This is a genomic window from Pantoea sp. ANP04, from assembly GCF_041982285.1.
GTDB classification, from domain to species: domain Bacteria; phylum Pseudomonadota; class Gammaproteobacteria; order Enterobacterales; family Enterobacteriaceae; genus Pantoea; species Pantoea eucalypti.
Genome location: NZ_JAUTYS010000002.1, coordinates 97,090 through 109,410, shown reverse-complemented (window position 1 = coordinate 109,410; position 12,321 = coordinate 97,090). Strand labels below are relative to the sequence as shown.

Annotated in this window: 11 protein-coding genes; 9 read left to right on the top strand and 2 right to left on the bottom strand. The window is 51.5% G+C overall.

All coding sequences use genetic code 11. From position 1 onward, the window contains the following. The first annotated feature begins 51 nt into the window (after positions 1-51). The 9 genes from Q7C21_RS02855 to Q7C21_RS02815 all read left to right on the top strand — a co-directional run bounded on the left by Q7C21_RS02855 (position 52) and on the right by Q7C21_RS02815 (position 8,125). Complete coding sequence (locus tag Q7C21_RS02855) at positions 52-690, top strand: TetR/AcrR family transcriptional regulator (protein ID WP_008924628.1); 639 nt, start codon at positions 52-54, stop codon at positions 688-690. A gap of 561 nt (positions 691-1,251) precedes the next feature. Then, on the top strand, positions 1,252-2,211 hold the full coding sequence (locus Q7C21_RS02850) for a LysR family transcriptional regulator (RefSeq protein ID WP_105099765.1): 960 nt from the start codon (positions 1,252-1,254) through the stop codon (positions 2,209-2,211). 353 nt (positions 2,212-2,564) lie between these two features. Further along, complete coding sequence (locus tag Q7C21_RS02845; protein WP_375150354.1) at positions 2,565-4,019, top strand: NAD(P)-binding domain-containing protein; 1,455 nt, start codon at positions 2,565-2,567, stop codon at positions 4,017-4,019. Next, the gene (locus Q7C21_RS02840; protein ID WP_003855044.1) at positions 4,016-4,498 is read left to right on the top strand and encodes a CMD domain-containing protein; all 483 of its coding nucleotides are present in this window, start codon (positions 4,016-4,018) and stop codon (positions 4,496-4,498) included. Before Q7C21_RS02845 ends, Q7C21_RS02840 begins: the two co-directional genes overlap by 4 nt. Beyond that, on the top strand, positions 4,495-5,061 hold the full coding sequence (locus tag Q7C21_RS02835; RefSeq protein WP_008924630.1) for a peroxidase-related enzyme: 567 nt from the start codon (positions 4,495-4,497) through the stop codon (positions 5,059-5,061). Before Q7C21_RS02840 ends, Q7C21_RS02835 begins: the two co-directional genes overlap by 4 nt. Before the next feature lie 12 nt (positions 5,062-5,073). Beyond that, entirely contained in the window at positions 5,074-5,811 is a 738-nt protein-coding gene (locus Q7C21_RS02830; RefSeq protein ID WP_003855046.1) for an amino acid ABC transporter ATP-binding protein, read from the top strand. 20 nt (positions 5,812-5,831) lie between these two features. After that, positions 5,832-6,647 carry a transporter substrate-binding domain-containing protein gene (locus Q7C21_RS02825; protein ID WP_003855047.1) on the top strand — a complete coding sequence of 272 codons (816 nt, stop codon included), beginning with the start codon at positions 5,832-5,834 and terminating at the stop codon, positions 6,645-6,647. 79 nt (positions 6,648-6,726) lie between these two features. Further along, positions 6,727-7,416: an amino acid ABC transporter permease gene (locus Q7C21_RS02820; protein ID WP_197066380.1), complete on the top strand. Its 690-nt coding sequence runs from the start codon at positions 6,727-6,729 to the stop codon at positions 7,414-7,416. Positions 7,417-7,432: 16 nt separating this feature from the next. After that, positions 7,433-8,125 carry an amino acid ABC transporter permease gene (locus Q7C21_RS02815; protein WP_003855051.1) on the top strand — a complete coding sequence of 231 codons (693 nt, stop codon included), beginning with the start codon at positions 7,433-7,435 and terminating at the stop codon, positions 8,123-8,125. 452 nt (positions 8,126-8,577) lie between these two features. On the opposite strand, the gene Q7C21_RS02810 is transcribed toward Q7C21_RS02815, so the two are convergent. Both Q7C21_RS02810 and Q7C21_RS02805 read right to left on the bottom strand, forming a co-directional pair. Continuing rightward, complete coding sequence (locus Q7C21_RS02810) at positions 8,578-9,849, bottom strand: hypothetical protein (RefSeq protein WP_375150353.1); 1,272 nt, start codon at positions 9,847-9,849, stop codon at positions 8,578-8,580. Next, on the bottom strand, positions 9,846-12,266 hold the full coding sequence (locus Q7C21_RS02805; RefSeq protein WP_238329319.1) for a TcfC E-set like domain-containing protein: 2,421 nt from the start codon (positions 12,264-12,266) through the stop codon (positions 9,846-9,848). The genes Q7C21_RS02810 and Q7C21_RS02805 overlap by 4 nt, the downstream gene beginning before the upstream one ends. Positions 12,267-12,321 lie beyond the last annotated feature (55 nt).

Below are 12,321 nucleotides of genomic sequence, written 5' to 3'. Positions count from 1 at the left end.
TAATTGTAGATTGGTCGATCTACAATGCTCCTGTTCACAGAGGAGAGCCCTATGAAAGCAGCTGCGGGAAGACCGAGAGAGTTCGATCCAGACGTGTTTCTCAATACAGCACTTGAATGTTTCTGGCGAAACGGATACCAGGCGACATCGATGGCTGACCTCATGAAAGCCTCAGGCCTGGCGAGTGCCAGTATTTATAAGCTTTATCCGGATAAGCGCGCTATATACCTTGCTGCATTACAGCGCTACATGGAGGATGGCAATTCAAGAACGGCAAAGCGAAATGCAGAAATGTCGCCTGAGGCAGCGCTGCGAGAAATGCTTGAATTTGTGGCCCAGCTATCATCTGCTCCTTTGGGAGAGAAAGGCTGCTTTACTATTGCAGCAGCCAGTGAGCTTTTACCTGGGGACGAAGAGGTAAAATCAAAAGTATCTTCTAAATTCAATAATATTATCAATGAATTAGAATGGATATTAGTAAGAGGTCAGCAGGAGGGTATCTTTCGGCAGGATGAACATGCCAGGGTCATGGCTCAAAGCATTTTTATGATGCTGGAGGGCATGAGGATTTATGGAAAACTTCAGCCTGAGATAAAAGAACTTCAAAGCACTAACGATTTTATTGTCAGGACGATACTGGCGGAAAATTATAATAAAGCCGGGCAACTCTCGGTTAAGGCATCCGCATGATTGCGGTTGGCACCATTGTTCGTCGACGAAACAGAAGAAAAAAAATGATTGTGCTTGAATGCACCGACGAGAGGGTAGTCTGCGGCTGGATCGAAAAAGGACGTTTTTTTAAAAGATCTTTTACCTTATCAGAATTGAACATATGCACACCGTATTCAAATTTCTGGCCTGTGACCTGAAAGTGTCGTGATGATTAATATCAGATGGTGCCCATTAAAATAAATAACCAGCAGAACCCTGAAAACGCATTGCCGTTATTAAACGATCTGCCAACGTTTAAAGCCGATAACCCGGTACCCGACGCAATTTCAAAGACGACTGCCGCAAGGAGTAGGGGTGTCAGATATAAGACGGTTCAATTTGCAAAGAGATGCCGCCAGGCGTGCAGGAAGAAATCGCTGAGCTTGCCCCTGCATTTAGTCGCCGGATACACGCCGTGACGAATCGGCAACTGCCACGCGATTTTTGTCGTTATGGCTAATTTGACAAACTCTCTCTATGATGGATTTTTTCCCGTGTGTTTATCGGGAACGATCAATGACTTAGGGAAGAATCCTCGCGATGACTTTGTTAAATGACCTCGATCTGCGTCAGCTGGAAGCCTTCTCGGCGGTAATCTCTGCGGGCAGCGTCACCGCGGCAGCCAAAGTGCTAAACCGCTCACAACCCGCCGTTTCCCGTCTGATTCAGGAGCTGGAGCAGTCGCTGGGTTACCCACTGTTTATTCGTAATGGTCCGCGCATTCATCCCTCAGAAGAGGCCTTGCAGCTGCATCAGTATGTGCAAAAAGCGCTGCTGTCATTACAGCAGATACGCTTGCGTGCTCAGGAAATTGCGCATCAGCAGCATCGCCCGCTCAGTATTGCGGCTACGCCCGCGCTGGCTGCCGGCTTATTGCCACAGGCACTGGCTGCGCTGAATCTGCAAAACAAAGTGCAAATCATCAGTGAATCCGCCGTTCAGACGGCGCATGCGGTGATCACCGCAGAGGCTGACATCGGTTTGTGCAGTTTGCCGCTTGAACATCACGCGGTTGAGTTGCACTGGATTGGACAGTCGCAGTGCGTGGTCGCGCTGCCGGAAAAAGATGAGCTGGCATTGAACAGTACGCTATCGCTGAGTCAGTTAGCAGGCCGCCGTTTAATTGCCCCCTGGAGTCCGCAGCGTTTGCGTGGCCGCTATGATAAAGCGCTGAAGAAGGTCAAAGCGCCGCTGATGGAAACTATTGAAACCAATTCGTCGGCGAATATTCTGGGCTGCGTGCGGGCTGGATTAGGTGTAGCGATCCTCGAACCGGTTACAGGCTGGGGCATGCCGCTGGCCGGTGTGGCGATCCGCCCGCTTCAGGAAGATATCCCTTACTTTTTTGGTGTGATCACGCCTCAGGGCCGCCAGCTTTCCAGCGCGGCGCAGGCGCTGGTGGAGGCGCTGGCAGATGCCGCCGCGCAGTTGCTGCCTGGATTTAAACGTCTGACTGCCAGTGAACACCCTCGCATTATGCGAATCATCAATCAGGATTAATAACGGTTTTCGTTTTAACGTCACTATCAAGTGGAAGGCTGCGATATAGAGATCGTTTTTACTGCAGGTATTAAGGCAGAACCAGACACCCATTTATAAAAAACCCCTTCCTATTCAATGCTTATAGCTTTTTCAGCATAAGATATAAGAAATCCATTGGTCGAATCCTGAGCGGAGTTATTGACTCTGAATTAGGGCAAGAGGATTATGCGAAAACTTAGTTCTTACTATGCGTTTTAATGATTGTTAGCCGCCTATTATGTGTTTTGAAGATAATCAAAGGCCGTCTCATTGACGCACATTGACCGTTTTCGCTCGCTCTCATGCGATCGCTGACACCAGGGGATTGCTTTATGACATTTGTCGCCAAAGGTCTTGATGCGCTGGAAGCTCAGCTTCAGCAGGATCTGGAGTTTCTGGAGCTGCCTGCCAAATCATGGGTACCGGAACGGACTTATCAGAGCGCACCCGTTCGCGATGTAGTGGTGATTGGTGCGGGCATGTGCGGTCTGGCAGCGCTCGCTAAATTACAGTTCACCGGCATTAGCAATGTGGTGGCCTATGACGCTGCGCCCGCAGGGCTGGAAGGGCCGTGGGTTACTTTTGCGCGCATGGAAACGCTGCGCTCGCCGAAAACGCTTCACGGTCCGGCTCTGGGTCTCGCGCAGCTGACCTTCCGTGCATGGTTCACGGCACAGTGGGGGAATGAAGCATGGGAAGCACTGGACAAAATTCCTAAAGCGCAGTGGATGGATTACCTGATTTGGTACCGCAGGGTATTGAATCTGCCGGTGCAGAACAACGTGCGTGTCACCCATATCGCGCAGGCCGGGGATCTCATTGCGCTCGATCTGGACGGTGCCGAAACCGGGCGCGTCTACACACGCCGATTGGTGCTGGCTACCGGGCGTTCAGGACTCGGTGGTTTTGCCGTCCCGGATTTCCTGCAAGGTATCGATCGCCAGTTCTGGGCACACTCCGCCGATAACATCAATTTTGCCGCATTACAGGGCAAACGCGTCGCGGTGATTGGCGCAGGCGCATCGTCGATGGATAACGCTGCCACCGCCCTGGAGCAGGGCGCTGCCGCAGTCGATCTGCTGATCCGACGTAAAGAAATGCCGCGCATTAATAAGATGACGGGCATTGGCAGTCAGGGCGTGGTGCATGGCATGTATCAACTCCCCGACGTCTGGAAGTGGAAGTTTGTCGATTACACCGCCGCGACGCAAACGCCGCCGCCGCGTGCTTCAACCCTGCGCGTATCCCGTCATGACAATGCACGCTTCTTCCTCGACTGCGCCATCAAGGCCGTTAAGCAGGAAGCCGATGGCTTGCTGATCGAAACGACCCAGGGCGTATTGCGCTACGACTTCCTGATCGCCGCCACCGGCTTCACCAACGATTTTCACGGTCGTCCGGAGTTTGCTGCCATTGCGCCACATATTCGTAGCTGGTCCGACGGACGCTATCAGCCGGAAATGGGGACTGCACGACACAGCCTGCTGGAAGCGCCGGATCTCGGTCCTTCGTTTGAATTCCGCGAATTGACGCCGGGTGCCTGCCCGATACTGGCACACATTCACTGTTTCAATGATGCTGCGATGCTGACGCACGGCAAAGTTTCTGGCGATATTCCTGCAGTGAGTGCAGGAGCGGAACGCCTGGTGCGCGGCATTGCTGCTTCACTGTTTGCCGATGACGTCGGGCAGCACTACGCCAACTTACAGGCTTTTAACACCCCGGAATTACTGGGCGATGAATGGGTAGATTCAACCCCGCAACTAAAACAGGAGAACGCGTTGTGAGCGACGTTATTGATCAGGCAGCCGGATTAGTACCTGAAGAGGCGTTGTATCAGACGCGCCGCCTGCGTCCCGAATTTGTTGAGGGTGCAGAAGCGTGCCGTCTGTCAGTGTTAACGCCGGAAGACGAACAGGGTTTGCCTGCGGTTCTCCGTCTGGCGCTGGCGCAACGTATGGCGGTCTTGAACGCGGATGAACCGCTGCAACGCGATTATCATGCACAGCTGGCAGTGTTGAACCCGTCTGACGCGTTACTGGCGCTCGCGGCCGGTAATCCTGTGCATGAGGAACCGCTGGCATCGATTGCACGCCATGCTGACATGGTGACACAGCACCCGATTCAGGCGACTGAACAGCACATTCGCCTGCTGGAGCAGGCCGGCTTGAGCAACCCGCAAATTGTCGCGCTCTCTGAACTGATCGCCTTTCTTAACTTCCAGACGCGGGTCGCGGCTGGCTTACGTCTGATGAGGTCCGCATGATTCCGTCGGTTAATCTCAAGCCGCTGCACTGGCATCCCTATATCACACCCGTAGAGGTTGAACAGGCAACGCCGGCACAGCTTGATGCGATGAAAGTGACGCCGTCCAACAAGAAGATCTCAGAGTATGTGCGCACGCTGGTACACGATCCAGAGAGCTACACTGCGCGTACCGGTTTATTCAACGCCATTATGTATGTTGACGGTGGTCTGAACCGCGCGGATCGTGAACTTGGCGCACTGGGTGCTTCCATTGTTAACGGTTGCCGCTACTGTGCGGTGGTGCATGCGCGCCGTCATGCACAGCTGGCCGACAGCGACGCCGTGGTCAGTGCCATCTATTTCGACCGTGCGGACGTGCTGGGTGAACGCGACGCGGCTATTTATCACTTTGCGCGTCGTTTATCGGTCACACCGTCTGAAGCCACGCCGGAAGATGTTGCCGCACTTCGCGCCGTCGGCATGAACGATCAGGAGATTATCGATCTGATCCACGCTATCGCCATCTTTGGCTGGGCCAACCGTCTGATGCATGTGCTTGGCCATGCTGACCTGAACAAATAAGGGCTGCACCGGATGTTAGAACTCAACAATATTACGCTCGCGTACGGAAGTAACCCGATTCTGAAAGGTGTCGATCTGTCAGTAAAACGCGGCGATGTGGTTTCGATCATTGGGCCAAGTGGTACGGGGAAAACTACGCTGCTGCGCTGCATTAACTACCTGGCGAAGCCGTCAGCGGGGACGATTCAACTCGACCAGATCCGCATGGATTATCAGTCACCCGACAAAGCAGCGATTCAGGCTATCCGTCTGCGCACTGCCATGGTGTTTCAGCAGTTTAACGTGTTTAAAAATATGACGGTGCTGGAAAATGTGATGGATCCGTTGATTGTTATCCAGCGTAAAACCAAACAGCAAGCGCGCGACATCGCCGTGCAGGAGCTGGAACGCGTAGGCCTGGGAACCCGGCTCGATCACTATCCATCGCAGTTATCGGGCGGCCAGTTACAGCGGACCGGTATCGCCCGTGCGTTGGCGGTGCGTCCGGATGTGATGCTGTTTGATGAACCGACCTCATCGCTCGATCCTGAGCTGGTGGGTGAAGTGCTTAAAGTGATTAAAGATGTGGCGTCATCCGGCATTACCTCGCTGCTGGTGACGCACGAAATGCAGTTTGCGAAAAGCATTTCGAATCGCATCGTGTTTATGGATCAGGGTGTGGTGGCGGCGCAGGGGACGCCAGCAGAGATGTTTGATAACCCAACGCTGCCGCGCCTTGCCCAGTTCCTCAACTCAGAAAAAGTATTCTAATAATTAAAGGAATCAGAAACATGCCTGCAATCAAAACCACATTACGTCGCCTGGCCGCGCCTGGCATCATCGCACTGGCCCTGATCAGCGGTAACAGCTTTGCTGACGCCGTACGTACTATCAAAATCGCCACCGCTGCAGAATCCAAGCCGCTGTCATGGGGCGCAATTGGTCACGAACCCGAGGGATACGAGCCGGACGTGCTGAAAGCCATCAACGCGAAACTGCCACAGTACAAATTTGTGATGGAAGGTGCGGCGGATATCGCACAGGAAACCGGCCTGGTAACCGGCAAATATGACATGGCCACCGGCGGATACTATAAAGCGCCTGCGCGCAGCAAACAGTTCCTGATACCTGATGCGCCAATCGGTGCCAGCCTGATGAAGATCTACAGCCGCAGCGATAGCAACATCAATGGTATGAAAGATTTGGTCGGCAAGAAGATCGTGCCTGTCACCGCAGGTGGGGGCGTGTATAAGTTCGTCACCCAGTGGCAACAGGATAACCCGAACGACAAGATCACCATCAAAGCGTCCAGCGCCGGGGTGCCTTATCCGGATCGTCTGAAAGAAGTACAGAACGGTAAATATGACGCACTCATCCTGCCTTCAAACCTCGGTGAGCAAACGGTAATCGACAACCAGAAGCTGGCTATCAAAGCCAGTGAGCCGGTGGTCATTAACAATACCTATGTTCTGATCCACCGTTCTGCTCAGAATCAGGCACTGAATGATGACATCACGAAAACGCTGAAAGAGCTGAAGGCGGACGGCACGCTCGATAAGCTGGCGCAAAAGTGGTTTGGCGAAGACGTCTCCAAATACATGAAGTAATAGATTCACTGCGTCCGGCGATGAGCCGGGCGCATGCTGTCCTTATTAGCAGGAGTGTTTAACCGTGAATCTTTCCTCCATGATTCCAGAACTGCTGTCGGCACTGCCTTTAACGCTCGGCATCATGTTTGTGGCGATGATTGTCGGGTTTTTTCTGGCGCTGATCGCGACCTTTTTCCGCGTGCGCCGTATTCCCGTGCTCAGCCAGCTGGCCGATCTCTACGTTTCTTATGCCCGCAGCGTGCCCGTTGTATTGCAGCTGTTTGTGGCTTTCTACGGCATGCCACTGATCACCGATAACTTTGGCTTTAACGACTTCTTCACGGCCAACGTGGCGGCAATGATTGGTCTGAGCCTGTATCACGGCGGTTATTTATCGGAAGTGATGCGCCCGGCTTACCTCGCGGTTGAACGTGGTCAGCACGATGCCACCGACAGCCTTGGTTACAGTTTCCGCCAGAAAATGCTGCGTGTCGTTGGCCCGCAGGCGGTGCACTTTGCGCTGCCGGGTTACGGTAATGCAATCATCTATCTGATTCACAACGTGGCACTGGTGATGTACATCGGTGCAGCTGATGTGATGGCGACCGCGCACCTGATTATGGAACGCGATTACAACCAGTATCAGTTCGGCACCTATCTCGTGCTGGCCGTACTTTATTCGCTGCTGTGCGGCGTCGCATGGCTGGTTATCCGCTTCTTTGAACAACGTCATGCGAAATACAGCTCGAAGTCTGCTGCGCGCGTGAAGTTCACCACCAGCGTTTGAGTGAGGAAGAAAAACCATGTTTGATGCTGAGGTTTTGCTGCCGGACTTCTGGAGCATTCTTGATGCGGTGCCAGTGACGCTGTTGATGGCTGTTACAGTTTTTATCTGTTCGACACTACTGGGCGGGCTGTTTGCCTTTATTGAGCATCGCCGCATGCCGGTGCTGCGCCAGCTGGTGATTATCTACAAAATCGCCTTCAAAGGTGTGCCGATGGTAGTGGTCATTTTCCTCGCCTATTACGGCTTGCCTCCGGCGCTGCACTTTGTTGCCACGTTACTGGGCGTGGAAGTCAATGCACACTCGCTGCCGAACTGGGTGATCATTATCGTGGCGTTAAGCGCCTGCGTCGCAGCATTCCAGGCTGAAGTGTGGAAAGGGGCACTGAACTCGTTTGACAACGGCCAGTCGGATGCCGCCCTGTCACTCGGTTACAGCGGCGGACAGCTGTTTCGCCGGGTGATGTTCCCGCAGATTATCGTCGCGGCAATTCCCGATCTTGCAAATGCTTTTATGGTGATCATGAAAGCGCTGTCCCTGGCATTTGCCATCGAAGTAGTCGATATCTTTGCTCAGGCACAATTGACGGCAGCACTGAACTTCTATTATCTCGAAGCATTCCTGATTGCGGTGGTGTTCTACATGGTAATTGCCTACTTAGTCACCCGAATTGCTGACAGGATTGAGGCAGCGCTGCGCGTGCGGACTTAATCAGTATCGTGCTTTACCTGACCGGCAAGTCACTAAACGGGTTGATGCCGTTTTGATAATTGGCGATTAAACAATCCAGCAACTGTATAAAAATCCGGAAGCGTTTCGTTTCCGGATTTTTTATGTCGTTTAGTCAGACCATGAACCGAAAACAGACACCTGGCCTATACAGGCATGCCCTTAAACCCTGGAGCAGGGCAGGCCCCATTGTTGATGACTGAATAACCCGTACAGGATGAACTGCATTCACCCTGAATGCGTATCAGCCAGTTACTGCGCTATACATAAGTGAATTACTAACTGCATCTTTATCGTTGTGATGAAGAGTCATGATAAAACGTTGATGTCGTGATTATTCCCGTTGCGAACTGATTGCCCGCAACGGAAACGTTCTGTTTCAGCGCCTTTTAATCCATCAACATTATAAAAACAGCGGCATTGCCAGATTGATTTTAATAAATATCCGGATCAAAGATGACTGTTACAGCACCACGATACGTATCCGGGCGGGTTTTTAGCATGGTATCAACGTCTTTTTGCCCTACCAGAAATTCGATGCTTCCAGCTCTGTTCTGACCAAAGCTTTTTGTTGTGAATACGTTTTTTGTTAAATCTTTCCCTGTGGTCAGTCGCCGTTTTGACACGGTTGAGCCTGTTGAATGATCAATAATATTCTCCGGCAGGGTCAGAAGGGTCCGGACGGGTACGGTCTGCGAAGGCGTGTTGTCGCTTTTAAGGGCGCAGTCTGAACCGCTCTGCTGCTCGCATTGGAGATAAACCGTAAATTCGCCAGAGCTTGAAAGATTAAAGTTACTTTTTCCGGTCAGTTCAGGAGTGATTCGGTTCACCATCCAGCGCTCCCAGTTTGCAGAACCTTCCTCTTCACTACAGATGCGGCCGGGCGCACAGGGCTGCAGGGACACTGCCCGGTTTTCGGGTGTCGTTGTCAGTTTGAGTTCATGATTCACGGTCAGTGTAAAATTGATATCGAGTTCGTTGTCTGATGCCTGAAAGTTGTCACCGAAATCGATATCGCCTCCAGGTCCGACACGTAGGGCTAGCCTTCCAGTATAAATTCCGGATTCCATTTTCAATGGATCTGGGGCTTTGAGGTCATATCCAAAACTTAGCTCATTGACTTTATTTATGAATTTACTATCGCCAACCGGGCGTTCAACACTGGTTATTTTATAACAACCGGAATTTCCTTCTGGGACGCTCCATAACCATGCCAGCCAAAGATTACCGCCCCAACCTGGATGTAAATTACTGCAACCGCCATCAGGATATAAACTGAAAGCAGCGTCTCCCCGACCCCAACGGTATACTGCTGGGTCACTATTGGCAGTATAACGACCACTAAACGTCGATACCCTGAAATTCACCTCCTGCGTGTTTCCCGTTTCTATATTTGTAACCATTATTTTCCGGGTAGACGAGGGCCATTTAAAAAAAAGACTCTCTCTTTTGTCATCCTGTGGTGTCAGCCCTCTGGATGGGGTAAGTGTCAGTCCAGTCGCCAGACTTTTTATCCCGCCGGCACAGTTTGCTGGCCATGTGGCACAAAATCCACTTTGCGGTGTGGTATTCGTGAACGCATTATTGTCCGGATTATCCATCGAAGGTGAAAACGATGCTGTGATATCCATTGTTGCGGCGTTGGCCGATGCACAGCCGGCAAGCAGCAGGGTGCTCATCAAAAACCGTAATATTACGCTCTTCATTTTTTGTCTCCCGTGTCGATAGCCCGGCATTTTATTGCGCTGATGAATTGCACTTTTTTATTTCTGTCGATTCCGGTCGGGAGGTCACACTGCATTGCGGGTAAACCTTCTTCGGCCCTGATCTTAAGTTTTCTGTTCTCTGTTCCGGAGTCCAGTGTCAGTACTCCCTCAGCGTTTATCACGCCACTGGCTACATCAGTGTTCACATAGCGGTTTCTCAGGACATTGCCATTTTCGTCCTGCAGCATCCCTACGAGAGTGAAGGTCTTCACTGCCTTTACTTTTATGTATTTCACGCTGCCACGTTGCATCTGCACACTGTCGAAGGCTGGAGAGACCTGTACAGCATCACCGCCACTGGCGGTAAACTGGACGTTATCTTTTTTCCACAACTCTGCCGGTACAATATTACGCCCTACTTTCAACCGCGTCTCAGCCATCCGGCCTGAAGCCAGGATATTCGTCGTGTCATCATCTGAGTCCACGTCGACAATCAGGGCGGACTCCATGCTACGACTTTTACTTCCGTTGACAGACGCCATTTTGCCTCCGCCAATAACCAGAACCTGGCTCAGATTACCGCCCGCTACGTTGGTATTACCCTGAGTATTATGTTGAACGTAACCATCTCCGCTAACGTACGGCGTATCAACTGAGGCATTGCCGCTGATGACGGTATTTAGCTGACTGTATGAGACGCCGCCTCCGAGAGTGCGGATGCTACTGTCCTCTCCGGGCTGCCACTGATAGTTCAGACTGGAATACCCATGGTTCTGGTTCATGCCTGTTTCAGTTGACAGGATGTGCCGTGCCGCCGGTGCCAGTGAGATGCTGACACCAAATGAAATACCATGGTCGCGACGATTGTCATTAAAGCCGGGGCGGTCGTATGCGCTGACCCGATAATTTATGTCATGTCCGGACAGAGAGGCCAGCGTGGTCAGTGATATATCGGCACCCAATCCGCGGCGCCAGACAGTATCCATATATTGCCCGTTAACAATGACGGATGTTGACCAGGGAAGCCGGAGCGAAAGGGTGCTTCCCCATGTATCGCCCTGCTGGCGTGATGACGTTCTGTGCCCATAGATATCTGACGTTGTTGAGCGCCAGAATATGCTGGCAGAACTGCCACCGGAGATATTGCGATAATAGCGAATGTCGGTATTTTGGTTCGTTTGATATTCTGTGTTTCCCAGCGTGTATTGGGCAAAAAGACTGTCATCAGGGGATAGCGTTATATTCGCCCGTGTTCTGACCTGATTTTCCTTATCTGTCGCCGCTCCGCTAATGCCCAGAACAGCACGGGGGTGTGCCAGCACATCAATGCCACCCCCAACGGCATAAGGGTTATCGTCTCGTACGCGACCCTTTCCAGAAGCCAGGGTTCTGTGCTGGCCACTCCAGAGATTCATACGCCAGCGTCGGTTTGGGTCGCTCCATCCCTGAGGTTTGTAGATCTGCGCCTGCTGAGTATCGACGGTTTGCCCATTTTCAATGATTTTAATGGTTATATCGTAAATGCCACCAGGCAACTGACGGGTGTCCAGCGCCTGCACACCAGCCTGTAATTCCTGGGTATGAATCAGGCGATTATCACGCCAGACTTCTGCGATGGATCGATTACGTCCAGTCACATAAACAGGCCAGGCGCTGACACTGTCCGTACTGACCAGGAGTGTATCTGAAGTTCCCCACATTGCACCGACTACGGTGTCGTAACCGAATCCGGATGTCTGTACATTACCGGTATCATTGTCTGGAGTAAAAAAGCCCAGGCGAATAAAACTGCCCTGAAGTTCTTTTTGCGTGTAGAGTTCATAAAGACTAGAACTACTATAGTTATATTTACCGTTCGTTCCGGATGACTGAAAGGATGCTTTCTGGCTCCAGTTAGCAAGAGATGAAGTGAGCGATGAATTTATGCCCCAGCTTCGTGATGCCTCCGAGGTTGTAACCGATGCATCGTTATACATAATTATTCCACCGGGTGTTTCTTCCGGCATGGAAATGTATGTGCTTCTGGCACGGGCTGTCTCATAATTCTGGGTATAAAGTTTCAGCACAGAATTATCAAGTTTGTACTGCACCGCCATCAGGCCGGATGGACAGTTTTTCTCGCATTTACCAATCGATACGCCTTTTGCAAGTAAATCACGCCATAGCGTCTGAATTTCCGGGTCAGTATCCTGAGCGTCATCGATTATACGCAGCAGACGAATATTTCCATTTTCTTTTAAGGCAACCGCCGCATCAAATAACCGGCTGTCATTCAGATAGACCTGAACAATAATCTCAGAGTTGTAGAAGTACCGGCGGAAATCTTCAGGTAATTTCCGCATATTTGCGGCCAGCATCATATCATCAGCATGGGATATAAGCGGAAGTAAAATAAGTGCAAAAAGAGTCTTTTTCATAAAAAACCGCCACAATCCTGTGGCGGCCCTCATCTGGTGTGCTCAATGAAATAAT